Raw genomic sequence first — 18,695 nt, forward strand, 5'->3', positions numbered from 1 at the left:
ACAATCACGGTCATATTCAACGTGATCCCGGATCGAAACGGTCGCTAAGCAAGGATATGATACTTCAGGCTTCACGGGATGCGTTCAAGAAGCTTAATCCAGTGGTCATGATCAAAAATCCGGTCATGTTCATTGTGGAGGTTGGCACGTTCATCACGCTCTTATTGTGTATCAATCCGGATCTCTTCACCGCATCCGAGGCGGGGCGCGGGTACAACATCGCCGTGTTTTTCATTTTGCTGTTCACGCTGCTGTTTGCCAACTTCGCGGAGGCACTAGCTGAAGGTAGAGGTAAAGCCCAGGCGGATACGTTACGCAAGACGAAGTCGGACACCATGGCCAATCTGGTGCAGAAGGATGGAACCATCCGACACGTGTCTTCGACCCAGTTGAAAAAGGGTGATATGGTCCGCGTGGAAGTCGGTGAACTGATCCCGACGGACGGTGAGATTATAGAGGGCTTGGCCTCCATTGATGAATCGGCTATTACGGGAGAATCTGCCCCGGTTATCAAGGAGGCAGGTGGCGATTTCTCCTCCGTTACCGGAGGTACAAGGGTCGTATCCGATTACATTGTCATGCGTGTTCAGACCGATCCGGGGGAGTCATTCCTTGATCGGATGATCTCTCTGGTTGAAGGTGCACAGCGCCAGAAAACACCCAATGAAATTGCGCTGACAACCCTGCTCGCCGTATTAACGCTGATCTTCCTGATCGTCATACTCACAATGGTTCCGATGGCGAATTACCTGGGTATTCGACTGGATCTGGCGACCCTGATCGCACTGCTCGTCTGCCTGATCCCAACCACCATTGGTGGGTTACTGTCTGCCATTGGTATTGCCGGGATGGACCGTGTGACGCAGTTCAATGTGCTCGCCATGTCGGGTAAAGCGGTGGAAGCGGCAGGGGATATCGATACGTTGATTCTGGACAAAACAGGAACGATCACCTACGGCAACCGCATGGCATCTGAGTTTATTCCCGTTCAGGGCATTACTTCGTCAGAGATGACGCAAGCTGCTTTACAGGCCTCTGTGCGAGATGAGACCCCGGAAGGGCGTTCTGTTGTAGAACTGGCAGGCAGACAAGGCCAGAGCTGGCCGGAGACGGAGTATGCACACGCGGAAAATGTGGAATTTACGGCAGAGACCCGGATGTCCGGTCTTAATCTGAGTAGCGGAATGAAGATACGCAAAGGCGCGGTAGATGCGATCAAAAGATATATCGCTTCCGAAGGAGGCCGTATACCGGGGGATCTGGATGAGATCGCAAATCGAATTGCAAAGGCCGGAGGTACGCCGCTTGCTGTAGCCATCGATGATCGCATCTATGGTGTGATCTATCTGAAAGACACTGTGAAGCCAGGGCTGAAAGAGAAGTTCGCTGAGATGCGCGCCATGGGCATCAAGACCATTATGTGTACAGGCGACAATCCGTTAACCGCAGCGACCATCGCCCTGGAAGCGGGTGTGGATGATTTTATTGCCGAAGCAAAGCCCGAGGATAAGATTACGGCGATCAAAAAAGAGCAGCAGGAAGGCAAACTCGTCGCCATGACCGGCGACGGTACGAACGATGCTCCTGCTCTGGCGCAGGCCGATGTGGGCCTGGCGATGAATTCGGGCACCATGGCGGCCAAGGAAGCGGCTAACATGATTGACCTGGATTCCGACCCGACCAAGCTATTGTCGGTCGTCTCCATTGGCAAGCAGCTGCTGATTACACGCGGTGCACTTACAACCTTTTCGATATCCAATGATATCGCGAAATATTTTGCCATCATCCCAGCCATGTTTATTCTCGCCATGCCGCAGCTTCAGGCGTTAAATATTATGAATCTGGCTTCACCGCAGTCCGCAATCCTGTCGGCGCTCATCTTCAACGCCATTATCATTCCGCTACTCATTCCTATCGCAATGAAAGGGGTCAAGTATCGGGCGATGTCAGCCGAGAGACTGCTTGGGCGCAATGTGTTCATCTATGGTGTAGGTGGTGTAATTGTCCCTTTTATCGGCATTAAGCTGATTGATATGGTTCTTTCGGGGATTCTTTGAGCAGACGATGTGATCTTGAAACCCTGAACTAAAGAGTGATACACCGCAACGCTTATCAACATTATTCTTTTATCCTAATGAATTCAGGAAGTGATCTGTATGAACATGTTCTTACCCGCCGTACGGCTATCCGTCGTGCTGATGCTGATCTGCGGTCTAATCTACCCGCTTGTAACCACTGGCGTAGCCCAACTTCTCTTCCCTGCGCAGGCGAATGGCAGTCTGATTACGCAAAATGAGAAAATTATTGGCTCGTCACTGCTGGCGCAGGAAATTCAATCACCGGGGCTGTTCCAGCCCCGGGCATCAAGTGCCGGTTATGACCCAACGGCTTCAGCCGGTTCGAATCGCGCTGTAGCTTCAGAGGAGTATATTAGCGAGATGAAGGAAAAGATGGCTAAGCTTCAGCAGGAAAACCCCGGATTAAAGCAAATTCCTGCTGACCTCGTGACGGGTTCAGGCTCTGGACTTGATCCGGATCTCTCTCCCGAAGCCGCTGAGGCACAGATCCCGCGTATTAGCGAAGCTACTGGGCTTAGTGAACAGCAGCTTGTACAACTTGTACATGAGTATACGGAAGGCCGTCAGATGGGTATATTTGGGGAACCTCGTGTGAATGTAACGGCTCTGAATCTGGCGCTGACAGCCGAACTGAACTAACGAGTTAACATATTAGCCTGCTCACGACATATCGTGAGGGGCTTTCTCCGTTTTTTTTTTAATCCTATTATAAAGGGAAGGGGAAGAGAGACGGATGGAAGACAGCTTCAAGCGCAAGTCACCGGAAGAGATGCTGAAGATGATTAAGAAGCTGCAGCAGGGTACGCTCAAAATCTACATCGGACCCGTCAGTGGATCGGGCAAAACGTATCACATGTTACGTGAAGGAAATACGTTGCGCGAGCAGGGCATTGATGTGGTCATCTGTGCCGTATCAACGATGCGCAGACCGGAAACGGTAGAGCAGCTTGGCGCACTCGAACGAATTCCAAGCATTCACTGGTTGCGCCAGAGTGATGATGCAGAGATGAAGGATCTGAACCTGGATGCACTGTTGGTGCGTAATCCTGAGGTTGTGCTGGTAGATGGTTTGGCACATCACAACCGGGAAGGCGCCCGGCATGCTACCCGGCTGGAGGACATTCAGTTTTTGCTCCGACACAATATCAGTGTCATGACAACGGTGAATGTGTATGAGCTGGAAGGGTATACCGAGCTGGCACGGCAGCTCACAGGTATCGCAGCAGAACATACCGTACCCGCGGATACACTGGAACTTGCGGATGAGGTCAAGCTGATTGACGTCACGCCGGAAACCATACTGAGCCGTTTGGCAGAAGGTCATTTGAAGGGGCATGAGGGAGAAGCTGTATTTCGCCAAGGCAATCTGGGTATTCTGCGCGAACTGGCCCTGAGACTGGTTGCAGAAGGGGTGAATGAATCCCTGCGTGAGCATCGGGAGGAGATGGGAATTACCGTCACAACAGGCATTCTGGAACGTATTCTGGTGTCCACGCAATATCATTGGAACGGCTCCATCTATATCCGGCGTGGGCAACAGATTGCCAAACGGCTGAATGGTGATCTGTCCGCGGTGGTTTTTCGGAATATGAAGCAGCCATTAACCAAGGAGGCAATCGTATTTCGGCGCAATATGATCAAGCTGGTGGAGAAGTTTGGCGGCCATATGGAGGAGTTGTCTATATTACACCGTCGCAACATCCCATCTACGCTGGCGCGTTACGCAATGGAGCACCAGATTACCCGGATTGTGATGGGACATTCCCGGCATACGCGCTGGCAGGAATTGTGGCAAGGGTCCGTTGTTAACTCACTGCTACGCAGATTACGTGGTGTGGATCTGTTTCTGGTTGCTGATCGAGCGGCCCGCGAGGGTGAACGTGTGGTCCCGGCCAAAGTAAACGAAGTGGAGTCACTGACATATCGCAGACTAAGTGAGCAGGAAATGAAGGAACAGATTGGCCAGATTCAGCGCGGCACATTCAAAATATATATTGGAGCCGCACCAGGTGTAGGCAAAACCTACATGATGCTGCGGGAAGGCAATGATTTGCTCCGAAAGGGCATCGATGTGCAGATCGGCTTGCTGGAGACACATGGACGGGCAGAAACCGTGGAGCAGATGGGCAACCTGTCTGTGATCCCTCGCACGAAGCGCGTTTATCAGGAAACTCGTCTGGAAGAGATGGACACAGAGGCCATTCTGCATCTTTGCCCAGAAGTGGTGCTTGTGGATGAACTGGCACATACGAATATACCCGGGAGTGTCCGGCAAAAGCGTTATGAAGATGTCCTGCTCCTGCTGAATGCAGGCATCTCGGTGATTACCACAATGAACGTACAGCATCTCGAAAGTCTAAATGATGCCGTTGAACATATTACAGGTGTTCGTGTCCGCGAGACCGTACCCGATCGGATCATTCAGATGGCGGATGAGGTGCAGCTGATTGATGTGGCGCCCCAGGCCTTGCGGCAGCGCATGAGGGAGGGTAAAATCTATGCAACTGCCAAGGTCGAGCAAGCCCTTGTGAATTTCTTCAAAATCGGTAATTTGATTGCCTTGCGGGAACTTGCCCTGCGGGAACTCGCGGACGATGTCGATGAACGGCTTGAAACACAGCAAGCTAAAATTGCACTTCGAGGACCTTGGCGCAGACAGGAAGCGGTCTTTGTATGTGTAAGCAGTGATCATCATGCCGAGCGGCTGATCCGGCGCGGATTCCGCATGGCTTTCCGTCTAAAAGCCATCTGGCATGTACATCATATCCACATCGGTGAGTCCATGAGTGACGAAGTGAAGTGCCATCTGGAAGTATTGGAACAGCTGACGATTCGGCTTGGTGGTCAATTTCATATTCATCATAGTCCGAGGCTGCGGAATGTACCTGAAATTCTGGCAAGAAAGGCATCGGAGGCGAGAGCAACCCAGTTGGTGGTCGGGCAGGCAAGACGGGTGTGGTGGCTGAATGGCTACCGCGGCTCAGGTTCGGTGGTCAGCCGACTTGTACGGTTGTCGCGGCATCTGGATGTATTAATCGTTGCAGATTACGATTATGAACGGAACGGGATGTGAATAGATGTTGTCTGAACGAATAAAAAAAGAAATGCAGGCATCCCATGGAAAACGGGTTCCGGCATATGTATGGGTGACCCTTGGGGTGACGCTGCTAACTTTGCTGCTTCATGCCATTGGCATGAGTGGTGATCTGGTTAACGTAGCGCTTGTATACCTGTTTCCCGTTCTGGTGAGTGCTGTGTATTGGGGAATGGGTCCTGCTGTATATGCCGCGAGTTTTAGTGTCATTATGTTTGACTTCTTTTTTGTACCGCCATATCTGAGCTTTACGGTCGAGGATTTGAGATATCTCATCTCTTTTGTCGTGTATCTTGCGGTGGCGATCCTGACAGCAAGTCTTGCAGGTCGGTTGCGACAACAACTGGAGATGGTAAAAGCACGTGAAGCCACAACTAACTCCCTGTACGCATTGAGTCGTCAGATGACAGCCATTACCGATCTGAATACGCTACAGGTGAATATAGCAACCCAGGTTTCGCTCACCTTGGGCAAACCAGCAGCGGTGTATCTTCCCGATGGTCAGGGGGACCTACTGGTTACAAGCTCTTCTTCACCCGCATTAGAAGGGGAAATGGATAGCTGGGGGGGGGGAGAGTCGGAGATTGCCATTGCCAAATGGGTGTATCATCACGGACAGATCGCAGGTAAGGGATCATCCGCTTTACGGGAATCTCCCGGACTATATGTGCCGCTGCGTACAGAGGAGCAGATACATGGCGCGCTCGCCGTGAGCATGGACGCTGGCGAGTCTCATGAGCAGCAAGAACAGCTTCGTCTGTTGGAGGCATGCGGTGGACTGGCGGCAAGTGCCATTGCCCGAGTGAAGCTGGCGGAAGAGGCCCGATTGGCGCAGATCACTGCTGAATCAGAGCGTATACGCACAGCGCTGCTGGACTCTGTCTCTCATGAATTGCGTACGCCCCTAACTGCCATTATCGGTTCGGCTACGGGATTGTTGGAGAATGATACTCTATTTACACCCGAGGATCGGAGAGAATTAACAGGCAACATTCGGGATGGGGCCTTGCGCATGAATCGTCTTGTCACGAATTTGCTGGGTATGGTTCGGCTGGAGAGCGGCATGTTGCAACTGAACCGGAAATGGTGTGACGTGGGAGACATAATTAGCGTTGTACTGACACAAGTTCGGGAATTCAGTCCACATCGCAACATTCAAGTTGAACTGCCTGATGATCCGGCCTTCATCTACGGAGATGAAGTCTTGCTGGAGCAGGTGCTGGTCAATATCGTCAGCAACGCCATCAAATATTCGCCCGATGAGAGCCAGATTGTTATCACTGTGACGAGTAATAAGAGTCCAATTCAATTGACGATCCGGGTAGATGATCAAGGTGTCGGTATACCGGAAGCGGAAAGAATACGTATATTTGATAAGTTCTATCGCTCAGAGTCTACTCGGCATGTCACAGGAACAGGGCTTGGTCTGGCGATCTGCAAAGGCATTGTGGAAGTCCACGGAGGTACCATTGTGGCAGAGCCGAATCCGGGCGGGGGAACGAGAATGCGCATAGAACTCCCCATGGAGGCCCACGGATCGCGGTTTCCCTATTCAGAACAAGGAGAGGTTGAAGAATAACATGAATGCACCACTAGGGGCTCGCATACTGGTGATCGATGATGAGCCGCAGATTCGCAAATTGCTCAAGGTCACTCTTCAGGCACATCAATTCGAACTCCACGAGTGTGGAGAGGGTGAAGAGGGTGTTATTCAGGCAAGTATTGTACATCCGGATCTGATCATCCTTGATCTCGGTTTGCCAGGCATGTCTGGCATGGAGGTACTTCGCCGCATTCGCGAATGGTCGCAAGTGCCCATTATCGTGCTGACAGCGAAGGATCAGGAGGGAGACAAAATTGCCGCGTTGGATGGTGGTGCAGATGATTATGTGACCAAACCATTCGGGATGGGTGAGTTGGTCGCCCGTATTCGGGTGGCGCTACGTCATGTAGCCAAAACGACAGATGAGCCGATACTGCGCTTCGGATCACTCACAATTGATCTGGCCCAAAGGCAAGTCGAACTGGAGGGGACTTTGGTCAAATTAACCCCAACGGAATATGAGATGCTGAAGGTGCTCGCCTCGAATGCGGGGAAGATCATCACCCAGCGTCAGCTTTTGCAGCAAGTATGGGGAGGGCATCATCATGAGTCCGATAGCCATTATCTTCGGGTATATGTGGGACATCTGCGCAAGAAATTAAATGAAGATCCAACCAAGCCCCGGTATATTCAGACGGAGCCTGGCATTGGTTATCGCTTTTTGCTTCCTGCCGAATAAGGTTTAAGGGGGCGAGACATTTCATAATAGTGATGTGATGCACGCCTCAGTGGATGAGCGTTATTGAAGAGCAAAACACCGTCCCCTTTGGCTGCAAAGGAACGGTGCTTTTATATTATGACGTGTATTTTGGCAACCAATCGCCGTGAGCTTCAATCAGCTCATCACACATCGCTACGATGTCATCGATAGACAGCTCGGCAGCCGTGTGTGGATCAAGCATGGCCGCATGATAGATATGTTCCTTTTTGCCGGTGATTGCCGCTTCAATGGTCAGCAGTTGCGTGTTGATGTTTGTCCGGTTCAATGCCGCGAGTTGTGGAGGCAGATCCCCAATGTAGGTAGGACTGATTCCTGATCCATCGACCAGACAAGGTACTTCGACACATGCCTCACGCGGCAGGTTCGTAATCAGTCCGTTGTTCATGACGTTGCCGCCAATCTTGTACGGGTTATTCGTCTCCATGGCTTCAATAATATGCGATGCGTATTCACGGCTGCGGGTATGTTCAATATTTTCGCTGGCAAACAGCTTGGTACGCATTTCTTTCCAACCTTCAATCTGGTTCACACAGCGGCGTGGATACTCATCCAGTGGAATGTTGAAGCGTTCAATCAGCTCCGGGTAATTCCGCTTGATGAAGTAAGGGTGGTACTCGGCATTATGCTCGGACGATTCCGTTACATAATAGCCAAATCGCTGCATCAATTCATAACGAACCATGTCGTCATGCTGTTCTTTCTGTTTTTCCTTCGCCAGACGTTTAATCTCGGGGTACAGATCCTGCCCGTCTTTTGTAACTTCGAGCAGCCACGCCATGTGGTTGATCCCTGCAATTTTAGCGACAACACCTGTCTGATCGATCCCCAGTGCATCAAACAGATGTGGTACACATACCTGCACACTATGACACAAACCTACGGTTTTGATCCCGCCATGCACATTCATGACGTTGGTAAGCACGGCCATCGGGTTGGTGTAATTCAGGAACCATGCATCCGGACACACTTCCTGCATATCCCGGGCAAAATCCAGCATGACCGGAATCGTCCGCAAATTACGGAAAATTCCACCGATACCTAGGGTATCTGCAATCGTTTGACGTAGTCCGTATTTTTTCGGAATCTCAAAGTCCGTAATGGTACATGGATCATATCCACCGACCTGGATGGCGTTGATGACATATTTGGCCCCGCGCAGCGCTTCTTTGCGGTCCTGATATACGTTCACGACGCAACGACTTCCGAGTGAACGGGCCAGACTGGTCAGCAAACGCTCTGAATCGCTCAGACGTTCAGCATCGATATCGAACAATGCCAGCTCAAAATCCTGAAGTGCTTCGGTCATCATGACATCACCCAATACATTTTTGACAAAGACGGTGCTTCCCGCACCGAGAAACGTAATTTTGTTCATCTTAAATTCAGCCTCCCTGAAAAATGTTGTACCCCAACTATAGGCCGATTCGGCACATATAACTATGGCTCAACCCCTCTCAAACATGGCATAATCCCATTTTTGTTTCCGTTTTCAACTAATATTTATGTCCTTTAGCTGTTATAATTTAATTAGACATACAGATGGTGAGCCTCGGAAGGAAACAAGGAGGGAGGGCATAAAATGAGAAAAATAGAGATGAATGTGGTAGCCACGGACTGGACACAGATGGAACTTGTCTTGTTGTTCTTCGGGTGGGAGGCGTGTGAACCCGCCCATTATTGGGGACCGGGTGTACGTGATTCCTATATTGTGCATTACATCCATGAAGGACGGGGCATCGTGTACATGGGGGACCAGGAATACAAGCTTAGCGAGGGACAGGGTTTTATCATTTTCCCGGATACGCTTATTCATTATGAGGCAGATCCCAAGGAGCCCTGGACGTATTCGTGGTTCGGTTTCAAAGGTGTACAAGCCAAAGCATTCATGCAACGTGCCCAACTGAGCCCGGAGCGCCCGATATATGATGTCCATGATACGATTACGATGGAACAGTTGTATACGGAGATGGTCCAAGCTTCCACGCGACCGGAAGGTGATGTGTTGAACCAGAGTCTCTTGTACCGCTTGATGGCAGAATTAATCTCTTCTTCACCTGTGAAGGAAGAGGTCGGGCAGCTCCTTTCAAACAAAGAAACATACATCCGGCAGGCGGTGCAATTTATGGAGAACAGGTACAGTCAGCGAACCTCCATACTGGATATTGCCCAAGCCGTGGGGCTGGATCGCACATATCTATCGGGATTATTCAAAGAGCGATATGGCATGTCGCTACAGTCATTTTTTCTGGAGTACCGTATGAATCGTGCTGCCGAACTTCTTCAGAATCCAGGGCTGTCGGTCAGTGAAGTGGCCCATTCTGTCGGTTATACGGACCCATTATTGTTTTCCAAGATGTTTAAGCGTGTGACGGGCGTATCTCCGAAGGGGTCGAGAATTCGCGATTAGACGCACCTAGTGTTTCAAATTTGAAAGAAAAGTTTTGATCATTAAACGTTGTCCCGCTATACTGATACAGAAGTGTAATTGAATATGTGGAACTTGGTGCTTTGCCCGTCAGGGTGAAAGCTTAATAGGGAAGTCCGGTGTAATACCGGCGCGGTCCCGCCACTGTAACAGAGGAGTTAGGTAGCGATAATCCACTGGTTTAGACCGGGAAGGAGCTGCAAGTGACGATGATTCTGGAGCCAGGAGACCTGCCAGGTTTAACAAACACAGTAGTACCCTACGGGAGATAGGAAGGTGTTTAGAGAGCATGATTTTTTCTGAAAATCTGTTTATTTAAGGCGTCCTCATCCAGTAACACGGAGAGGGACGCCTTTTTTGCTATGGACGGAGAACATCATGGCATATACATAAAGTTTTGGGGAAGGACGTTTGAACACGTGAGCAGATATATCATTAAACGATTAATGCAACTGGTAGTCGTATTGTTCGGCATCACGTTCCTGACGTTCCTGCTAACCTACCTGTCTCCTGGAGATCCAGCCAGACTTATGCTTATGTCTACAGGGGTAACGCCATCTGATGAGCTGGTCAGGCAGGTGAGGTCGGAGCTTGGATTGGACGAGCCCTTTCTCTATCGGTACGGGACTTGGTTGGGACAGGTGATGACTGGGGACTTCGGTACATCATATAAATACAATCGTCCAGTGCTGGACGTGCTGATGGCACGGCTCCCGGCAACGCTTTGGCTAACAGGAAGCGCCATGTTTCTGGTTATACTGGTTTCCTTTCCATTGGGGATGCTGTCGGCTGTCTATCGTAACCAATGGCTTGATCACGTCATTCGTCTGTTCTCTTTTGCCGGATTATCGATGCCCAGCTTCTGGTTGGGTATGTTGCTCATGTTGGTCTTCGGCGTACAGCTGAAGCTGCTGCCGGTGATGGGCAATTCCGGATGGTACAGCCTGATTCTACCTGCATGTACACTCGCGATTCCACTTGTTGCCCAGTACAGCAGACAGATTCGTGCGATCCTGCTTGAGGAGACAAGCCAGAACTATGTGATCGGAGCCAGATCCAGAGGTGTGAAGGAATCGATCATTATTTTTCGTCATATTCTTCCCAATGCCCTGCTGCCGATCGTTACCCTTATGGGTATGACAACAGGTGCTTTGTTAGGTGGTGCAGCGATTGTGGAAAGTTTATTTGTGTGGCCGGGTGTTGGACAGATGGCTGTAGATGCGATTTTCACAAGGGATTATCCGCTGATTCAGGGATATGTCATCTGGATGGCGATCATATATGTCGCCCTGAATCTGCTGGTTGATATATGGACTCATCTTCGTGATCCCCGAATCCGACTGGATGTGGATATATAGATGAGAGCCTTCAGACTGGTATTACTGCAGAATCGCTGGTTCACCTTCCTGCTGTCTCTGACCGCCTTCTGGATTATTCTTGCCATGGTTGCACCGCTGCTTGCACCACACGACCCACTTGCAACGAACTTTGCCAAAGTGTTGCAGCCATCCAGCGCCGAGTATCCTCTTGGAACCGATCAACTGGGCCGCTGTGTATTATCTCGTCTTCTGTACGGTGCACGTACCTCGCTGCTGCTCACCTTTATGATGATTGGCATCGTGTTTGTGTTAGGTGTAACGATTGGAGTCATCGCCGGTTTCGCTCGGGGGGTGACGGATATGGTGCTCATGCGCCTGTCTGATACATTAATGGCATTTCCGGGGCTTATTTTTGCGATCGCTGTGGTGGGGATGCTTGGGCCGGGATTGTTCAATACGGTTCTGGCACTGTCGGTTGTCTGGTGGGCGAAGTATGCAAGGATGGCCAGAAGCCTGGTGATTTCCCTTCAGCAAAAGGAGTATGTCGCTGCCGCTGCTTTCAGCGGAGCACGTAAAATACAGATCATCGGCAGGACGATCCTGCCCAATATGATGTCTCCAATCATCGTCATGGCGATGATGGATGTGGGAGGCATGATGCTGTCCATCTCGGGGTTGTCCTTTCTTGGGCTTGGCGCGCAGCCACCGAACCCCGAGTGGGGGGCCATGTTAAATGAAGGCAGAAGATATCTGCAGACTGCACCATGGCTGTTGGTTTATCCAGGTCTGGCGATATTCAGCACCGTCATTATTTTTAATTTACTGGGAGACAGTCTGCGAGATGTGCTTGATCCCAAGAAAAATACTGCTTAACTGGAGGAACCAGAATGAAGAGGAATTTTCAAAAATCAATGTTGCTCACCCTCATATCCATGTTGGTTGTGTTCTTGCTTGCAGCTTGTGGCACCGCCAATAATCCATCGACCTCGTCTGGTGCAATGGAGAAGTCGGCGGGTACGGACAAGGGTTCGACAAGTACACCAACTCATTTGAATGTGGCTCTGTTCTGGCTTGGCAGCAGTCTGGACCCGGCAGAAGAATGGAATGGCTGGACGCTGACGCGTGCAGCGATTGGGGAGACACTGATCCAGTTTGACGAGAATATGAAGCTGGTCCCTAAAATTGCAGATTCTTGGGAACGAGTGGATGACATGACTTGGCACTTTCATATTCGAGAAGGTGTAACTTTTCATAACGGAAATAAGGTAACTGCCGACGCGGTGAAAAAATCGATAGAACGTTCCATCGCGTTAAATGAAAGAGGACAAGCAACTGTGCCCGTAGCCTCAATGACTGCTGAAGGACAAGATCTGACGATTAGAACGAAAGAGCCTTATGCGTCCCTGCTTGGTAATATTGCCGAGCCACTGTTTGTCATTGTGGATACGAGTGCAGATACATCCAAATTCAAGATCAAGCCTATCGCCACGGGGCCATTTATGGTGACAGGTTATACGCCGGATCAGGAGATCCAGGTGAAAAAGTATGACGGGTACTGGGGCGGTGCGGCAGATGTAGACACATTGACGTTGAAATATATTAAGGATGATAGCACACGTGCCCTTGCCCTGCAGTCTGGAGAGATTGATGTAGCCAGTAACGTGGGACGTAGCAATTTGACGTTATTCCAGGACAAGAGTCAATACACCATTGATGAAATTCCTAGCCTGCGTACCCAGTTTGTATGGTTTAACACAACCAAACCGCTACTGAGTGATCCGGAGGTTCGCCGAGCGATTTCTTATGGTGTAGACCGGGAGATGTATGCCAATACGCTGGTGGGAGGTCAGGCGGCTAAAGGTCCATTTACCTCGGCGCTGCCTTTTGGATATGACAAGATCAAAGGGTATGGTTACGAACCGGAGAAAGCCAAACAGTTGCTGGATGGGGCTGGCTACAGGGATGCAGATGGCGATGGCATTCGTGAAAAAGATGGCAAGAAGCTGTCGCTACAGCTGATTCTGAACTCCGCTTACGAGTCTGATTCGATTGTGGCTGCTGCAATGCAGTCCCAGCTTAAAGAGATTGGCGTTCAAGTGGAGATGACCTCCTATGAGGATCTAACCGATCATCAGAAGAGCGGAAATTACGACCTCGCTTTGACCAGTATTAATACAGGCATCACGGGTGACCCGCAGTATATTCTGGATTTCTACTTCATGACGGGTGCGGAATGGAATGTGGGCGGATATAGCAATCCGAAGCTGGATGAGGTAATTACTCGTCTTCATTCCGAGTTTGACGTGGAGAAAAGGTATGCCCTTGCAGCAGAGGCACAGCAGATGATTCTGGATGATGCAGCCTATATGTTTTTGACCTATACCCCGATTAATATTGTAAGTAAAAGTACCGTGCAAGGCGCGACGATGTATCCCATCGACTTCTACCTGCTGGATCGTAATATTAAGGTTGGGCAGTAATGGAGCCCTTGCTTAGTGTCAATCATCTGTCCATAACCTACAAGGGGGATTCTCTGGCTCTACGGGACCTGTCCTTCTCCATGAATAAGGGAGAGATTATCGGGATTGTAGGTGAAAGTGGTAGCGGAAAGTCGACCCTTATTCGGGCTTTGCTTGGCTTGTTACCTGAAGGTGGTCAATACACCGGGGGAGTGATCTCTTTTCAGGATAAAGTGCTATTGCGTGATTCACAGTCTGATTGGGGCGGAGTACGCGGAAAGCGGATTGCTATGGTGTTTCAGGACAGTGGTTCCTATCTTAATCCCATTCGCAGCATCGGCAGTCAGTATATTGAAGCGATTCGAACTCATTTTACCTTGTCCAAAAAAGCAGCTTATACTCTGGCTGAGAGTATGCTCGCGGACATGGGACTGGATGATCCCGAACGGATTATGCGTTCCTACCCTTCGCAGCTTAGTGGAGGCATGAAACAGCGCACAGCGATTGCCATGGCGGTTACGATGGAACCAGAGCTTCTGCTTGCGGACGAGCCGACGAGTTCGCTGGATGTGACGACACAGAATGAAGTGATGAACCGATTGAGCGAACTTCGTTCCCGTCAAGGGACAGGCATGATTATCGTAACACATAACATTGCCGTTGCAGCGCATATGGCAGACCGAATTGGTGTGATGCAGGACGGTATATTGGTTGAGATGGGAGATACTTTCCGCGTCATATCCGATCCTCAGCATGAATACACTCGCAAGCTGCTGAGTGCTGTACCTGAATTGGAGGGAAATGTTCATGGCTCATAAGGGGTTACCGATTCTGGAACTGAGAAATCTGTGCAAAACCTATGAGTTAAAGGGACACAGGGCAGTGGATGCACTGAAATCTGTTCATTTGCAGCTGTATCCCGGGGAATGTCTGGGGATTGTCGGGGAGAGTGGTAGCGGGAAGAGCACACTGGCGAGATGTGTAACCCATTTGGAGCGAGTGACTTCAGGGCAGATTCAATATCGTCAACAGGATATTACTCGATTGAATGGGAATGTGTTACGCCAGCAACGAAAGCAGATTCAGATGGTCTTTCAGGAGCCTTCGGCTATCTTTAATCCGCGAATGAAGATTGGAGCTTTTATTCGGGAGCCACTCATTAATTATAAAGTAATGAAGGGCCAACAAGCGGATCGGGAAGTGTTCAGGCTGTTGGAACGGGTAGGATTATCTGCCGCTACGGCGGATAAATATCCGCATGAACTGAGCGGGGGAGAGCAGCAAAGAGCAGTCATTGCTCGTGCGATTGGAGTAGAGCCGGACATCATCCTGTTCGATGAAGCCACCTCGGCACTGGATGTTTCCATTCAGCAGCAGATCCTGGATTTGTTGGTGGAGTTGAGAAAAGAAACAGGAATCTCATCTATTTTCATATCGCATGATCTTGCAGTGGTCCAGCAAGTGAGCGACCGAATTGCCGTCATGTACCAGGGTGAGGTGGTCGAAGTTGTAGAGAGTTCACAGCTGGCTAGTTCAACGAATCATCCCTATACCCAGAGCCTGATGGCCTCGGTGTTGTCCGTGAGAGAAATGAAGTATAAGATGCAGGAGCGGGACGAGGAACGGGAGCAAGAACAAGAGCAGGAGCAGGAGAAGGTGGAGGTTTTTCAGAAGGTTCTTTCAGGATAATACCAATGGCGGCTTTTCGTCATGGTCTGATTAGATTATATCAATAGAATGATGCGAAAAGGGTTACCCCAGAAGTTCACAGATGACTTTTAGGGTAACCCTTTTGTGGTATAACAGGAACGTTGTGTGTAGTTGGGACGTGATTGTTTTTTATTGGGTGATCCCGAACTAGTGTGGTACCTGGGATTGGAAATCATTCCGGCTGGACTGATCAGCATGGTAAAAGACAATATCACCATCCTTCAGAGGCCAGGTTCTGCCTTGGACGTCTGATGGCGTTTTGTTGAAACCTTCCATCTGCCACTGATTCATCAATGGTGCATGAATGTATTGCAGATGGGGTGTCTCTGTAGTTCCATTCCGCAAGCTCTCCATATTGAAGTTCACCACGATATAACCATTCTTCAGAAAAATATTCGATTTCTCATCCAGCTGATTCTGTCGGGCGAGGGGCTCCAGATCAATACCTTTTGGTACGGCATATACATCCGCAGGCAAGCTGTACTCCCCGTACCAGCGCTGGATTGCTGCATTAGCCCGGTCTACATTGACCCCGGAAGGAATGTCCGTTTTGGGTCCAATGAGTGTCCGAATTGGAGCAGACAGGATCATCCAGTCATAACGACCCACCCATGTTTTTTGATGGGAAGTCTGATCGACCAGTTGAACCATATGTTCCGCCAACGTACGCTGGTTGCGTTCTTCCGCTGACAGTTCATAAGTATACTGATAACGTGCGGTATCGCCTAACTCTGTGCCGGGAACATTCCGAAGACGTGAGTTCAGGACAACAAATCGTTTCTCCAGATCCTGTGCCGATCCAATGCGAATCAGGCGTTCCTGGCCTCGATGATAGTACAGATCTACTTCTTGCCGGGAAGAACCGTCTTTACTCACAAAAGCAAAAGTGGGTGTAATTCGAATACCATCCTGTTTGCCAAACATATTGCCCTTGGTCTTCAGATCGAACTTGAAATGGTACCCTGTCTTTACAGTTGCGTTAGCGAATCCCTGCACTGGATGGATTCCTGGTCGAATGGGTAATACAAATGGAGCCAGGTTACCCCGCGGATCACCATCGATGCTATTCATTCCAGCCCAGTAGCTAAGGCCCGTTGATTCGGGACTGCCCAGTCGCTTGCGAAATACATTTTCCCAGTTGTAATCAGAGATATCCGTGACGTGAAAATCATATAACCTTCCGATGACATCTACCGGCACGGTGTCTGCTGCAACATGATGCGCCAGATTAGTATTGGCATCCTGTTGCTCGGTAAAGTTTGCAGGCGCATTCTCTGCAATATTGCGGAATGTAATATGATATTTCCCTTCGTCTACCCACACAGGGAGATAGAATGTGGTATCCAGTTGATTGACCGGAATATCGACCCATGTCTTGGCGGGAATAAACTGACTCCGGTCTGCGTTGTAGACATCAAACGGGAATTGCACCTGTTTAATTCGAAAATATTTGGCATAGTCCCGATTCCCATAACCGGGATAACTTGCTGCATCCAAGTGCTGTCCTGATGTAGGGATTCGCACAATGAATGGACGTTCCAAAATGAGTGCGGCGCTGGTTGCGTCCGGTATCGTTTTCTGATTATGTGGCTGATCATCCGACACCCAGGCGTAGTTAACAACAGGGGTGTGAACTGTAACGGTGTTGATACCATTAATCGGCAATATTTTATTGGCACCACCGTTCACGTTACCGGGTAGCAAATCATAATAGATCTCGCCCGAACTCGTTGTGCTGGCTTTATTCAACAGGGAATTGCTGATCATGTTCCCCGGTTTGTACAAGACATCGCGACCAATCGTCGTTGGATTGGGAATGTTGGATGGCGTTGGTCCATCCTTGGTTGCTTCTACATCATTCATAATGGTTGTGTTGTTGAACTTCACCAAATCATTATTCACTTTACTTTGAGGTGTGTTTGTTTCAGCCATCCCTTTTAACCGTGATGTATCATCAGGTACACTGGGTGGAGAGTTCAAGCCTCCTGTAAGTTTGGGTGGAGCATATGAGATTGAAGTGGTTTGCCCTGGTCGTACATGGCTTTCTACGGATTCATCATTTTTAGACTCCAGTGTTGGTGGTGTGTAACCTGATGGATTCATCGTAACGGTCTCACCGGGCAAAGCGTAATTGTTCATGGTTGCTTTAGCGATCTTGTATACTTCCAAGTTATTAATTTTCCAGTAGGAGTAGTCTCTTGTGATTTGGAAGTTGTATGGCTTGGGTACCGTGTCGTTCGCAGGTACAGGTGTCCCTGGTCTACAACCATCATCATCACATTCCTCTGGTCCAGGTACTGTCCACTCTCTGTCGTACGAGATGGTGACATTACAGTTGTATGTAACTTTACCGCTCATTTTCGCCCAGGCATGTTTAAATAGATAATTGTCAGCAAAGGCATTTGTGTAGAGTGATTCGGAAGTAGGGATTCCTTTTAATACATTGAATGTCTCATTATCTCTGTTATCTGACTTAATAACTCCGTTGGCATTTGGATCGAGATCATTCATGCTCATGATGGTTCCACCTGAAGGTGGTCCAATCGTTGGTGTGCAACCTCCACCACCGCCCCCGTTACCGTCACCATCACCTCCAGGGCCCGGATCTTCTTCAACGCCAATGTTGGTTGTGGTAGTTAGCTCAAAATCATCCTTCTTCCACAATACGGTGATAGTTGTTGTTCCTCTGCTGACGGCTTGAACTAATCCGGAGTTACTAACCGTAGCGACACCAGGATTGGAAGATTCCCAAGTCGTTGTACCACCGCTGCCGGTATTCACATTGGTCTCTGCTCCAAAGTTTCCATCTCCATTTTTGGTTTTGACGGTTGCATTCAATTGTTTGGACTGGTTCAAGCTAAGTTGACCTCCAGCGGAGAGGTTGATCTCTTTGGTTATTTCAGCTAAAGCACTCCAGTATATATCGGTATTAAATACATAGTCAGCAGAGTATTTAGGTGGATTATAGGGTCTGTGACCTATTGGTTCAATAGCGCCTCCGATTTGAGTTGTGAATTTAACCGTATCTCCGTCAAATGATTCCACACTAACCAAGATTGGTTTGCCTGGTGAGTAATATTGTGTGTTATCCATATACATGGGCTTTAACGAGATGGAAGTTAATTCATTTCTAGAATATCTCTGGCCTGAACGATCAAAGTACTCAGAGGGTTTGTAGCTTGGTGCATCTAGCGGAAGGTTTACGCAAACTAATGATGAGTTTGGTTTGTTGGTATCGGGGTTATTGCTCAATGTTTGGCCGTTGCATTCTCCATCTACACTCCAT

At 49.4% G+C, this 18,695-nt stretch carries 13 protein-coding genes and 1 riboswitch; of the genes, 11 read left to right on the forward strand and 2 right to left on the reverse strand.

Going from position 1 to position 18,695, the window contains the following annotated elements; all coding sequences use genetic code 11:
• Positions 1-56: 56 nt before the first annotated feature.
• The 5 genes from kdpB (at position 57) to MKY85_RS01285 (ending at position 7,454) form a co-directional block, all read left to right on the forward strand.
• Positions 57-2,057 carry a potassium-transporting ATPase subunit KdpB gene (kdpB, locus tag MKY85_RS01265; RefSeq protein WP_342573242.1) on the forward strand — a complete coding sequence of 667 codons (2,001 nt, stop codon included), beginning with the start codon at positions 57-59 and terminating at the stop codon, positions 2,055-2,057.
• Between the two features lie 99 nt (positions 2,058-2,156).
• A complete protein-coding gene (kdpC, locus tag MKY85_RS01270) occupies positions 2,157-2,717 on the forward strand; it encodes a potassium-transporting ATPase subunit KdpC (RefSeq protein ID WP_339258323.1) in 561 nt (186 codons plus the stop codon).
• 94 nt (positions 2,718-2,811) lie between these two features.
• Positions 2,812-5,151 (forward strand): histidine kinase, encoded by a 2,340-nt coding sequence (locus MKY85_RS01275; protein WP_342571599.1) that lies wholly within the window; start codon positions 2,812-2,814, stop codon positions 5,149-5,151.
• Positions 5,152-5,155: 4 nt separating this feature from the next.
• Entirely contained in the window at positions 5,156-6,751 is a 1,596-nt protein-coding gene (locus MKY85_RS01280; RefSeq protein ID WP_339258327.1) for an ATP-binding protein, read from the forward strand.
• A 1-nt stretch (position 6,752) separates the two neighbouring features.
• Positions 6,753-7,454: a response regulator gene (locus MKY85_RS01285; RefSeq protein WP_339258329.1), complete on the forward strand. Its 702-nt coding sequence runs from the start codon at positions 6,753-6,755 to the stop codon at positions 7,452-7,454.
• A 115-nt stretch (positions 7,455-7,569) separates the two neighbouring features.
• On the opposite strand, the gene MKY85_RS01290 is transcribed toward MKY85_RS01285, so the two are convergent.
• Entirely contained in the window at positions 7,570-8,871 is a 1,302-nt protein-coding gene (locus MKY85_RS01290; RefSeq protein ID WP_339304760.1) for an alpha-glucosidase/alpha-galactosidase, read from the reverse strand.
• Between the two features lie 204 nt (positions 8,872-9,075).
• Here MKY85_RS01290 and MKY85_RS01295 point away from each other — a divergent pair, with 204 nt between their 5' ends.
• From MKY85_RS01295 to MKY85_RS01320, 6 genes are all read left to right on the forward strand, one after another.
• Positions 9,076-9,903, forward strand: a complete 828-nt coding sequence (locus MKY85_RS01295; protein ID WP_339239094.1) for an AraC family ligand binding domain-containing protein — start codon at positions 9,076-9,078, stop codon at positions 9,901-9,903.
• A 77-nt stretch (positions 9,904-9,980) separates the two neighbouring features.
• A riboswitch (cobalamin riboswitch) is annotated at positions 9,981-10,174 on the forward strand.
• Between the two features lie 166 nt (positions 10,175-10,340).
• Positions 10,341-11,279, forward strand: coding sequence for a nickel ABC transporter permease (gene nikB, locus MKY85_RS01300; protein ID WP_339239095.1), 939 nt, complete (start codon positions 10,341-10,343; stop codon positions 11,277-11,279).
• The gene (gene nikC, locus MKY85_RS01305; protein ID WP_339239096.1) at positions 11,280-12,113 is read left to right on the forward strand and encodes a nickel transporter permease; all 834 of its coding nucleotides are present in this window, start codon (positions 11,280-11,282) and stop codon (positions 12,111-12,113) included.
• Between the two features lie 14 nt (positions 12,114-12,127).
• The gene (locus MKY85_RS01310; protein WP_339239098.1) at positions 12,128-13,720 is read left to right on the forward strand and encodes an ABC transporter substrate-binding protein; all 1,593 of its coding nucleotides are present in this window, start codon (positions 12,128-12,130) and stop codon (positions 13,718-13,720) included.
• Complete coding sequence (locus tag MKY85_RS01315) at positions 13,720-14,517, forward strand: ABC transporter ATP-binding protein (RefSeq protein ID WP_339239099.1); 798 nt, start codon at positions 13,720-13,722, stop codon at positions 14,515-14,517. Before MKY85_RS01310 ends, MKY85_RS01315 begins: the two co-directional genes overlap by 1 nt.
• A complete protein-coding gene (locus tag MKY85_RS01320) occupies positions 14,507-15,388 on the forward strand; it encodes a dipeptide/oligopeptide/nickel ABC transporter ATP-binding protein (RefSeq protein ID WP_342571600.1) in 882 nt (293 codons plus the stop codon). Before MKY85_RS01315 ends, MKY85_RS01320 begins: the two co-directional genes overlap by 11 nt.
• A 168-nt stretch (positions 15,389-15,556) precedes the next feature.
• Here MKY85_RS01320 and MKY85_RS01325 read toward each other — a convergent pair whose 3' ends face one another.
• Entirely contained in the window at positions 15,557-18,502 is a 2,946-nt protein-coding gene (locus tag MKY85_RS01325; protein WP_342571601.1) for a DUF5704 domain-containing protein, read from the reverse strand.
• Positions 18,503-18,695: the final 193 nt, after the last annotated feature.

This window comes from Paenibacillus sp. FSL R5-0749 (genome assembly GCF_038595085.1).
GTDB lineage: Bacteria > Bacillota > Bacilli > Paenibacillales > Paenibacillaceae > Paenibacillus.

What these genes read in the sequence shown, in the direction of transcription:
- kdpB (WP_342573242.1), top strand. Translation starts at nt 57, where the DNA reads ATGATACTTCAGGCTTCACGGGATGCGTTCAAGAAGCTTAATCCAGTG.
- nikC (WP_339239096.1), top strand. Translation starts at nt 11,280, where the DNA reads ATGAGAGCCTTCAGACTGGTATTACTGCAGAATCGCTGGTTCACCTTC.
- MKY85_RS01290 (WP_339304760.1), bottom strand. Translation starts at nt 8,871, where the DNA reads ATGAACAAAATTACGTTTCTCGGTGCGGGAAGCACCGTCTTTGTCAAA.
- MKY85_RS01280 (WP_339258327.1), top strand. Translation starts at nt 5,156, where the DNA reads ATGTTGTCTGAACGAATAAAAAAAGAAATGCAGGCATCCCATGGAAAA.
- kdpC (WP_339258323.1), top strand. Translation starts at nt 2,157, where the DNA reads ATGAACATGTTCTTACCCGCCGTACGGCTATCCGTCGTGCTGATGCTG.
- MKY85_RS01295 (WP_339239094.1), top strand. Translation starts at nt 9,076, where the DNA reads ATGAGAAAAATAGAGATGAATGTGGTAGCCACGGACTGGACACAGATG.
- MKY85_RS01315 (WP_339239099.1), top strand. Translation starts at nt 13,720, where the DNA reads ATGGAGCCCTTGCTTAGTGTCAATCATCTGTCCATAACCTACAAGGGG.
- MKY85_RS01325 (WP_342571601.1), bottom strand. Translation starts at nt 18,502, where the DNA reads ATGGATAACACACAATATTACTCACCAGGCAAACCAATCTTGGTTAGT.
- MKY85_RS01310 (WP_339239098.1), top strand. Translation starts at nt 12,128, where the DNA reads ATGAAGAGGAATTTTCAAAAATCAATGTTGCTCACCCTCATATCCATG.
- MKY85_RS01275 (WP_342571599.1), top strand. Translation starts at nt 2,812, where the DNA reads ATGGAAGACAGCTTCAAGCGCAAGTCACCGGAAGAGATGCTGAAGATG.
- MKY85_RS01320 (WP_342571600.1), top strand. Translation starts at nt 14,507, where the DNA reads ATGGCTCATAAGGGGTTACCGATTCTGGAACTGAGAAATCTGTGCAAA.
- MKY85_RS01285 (WP_339258329.1), top strand. Translation starts at nt 6,753, where the DNA reads ATGAATGCACCACTAGGGGCTCGCATACTGGTGATCGATGATGAGCCG.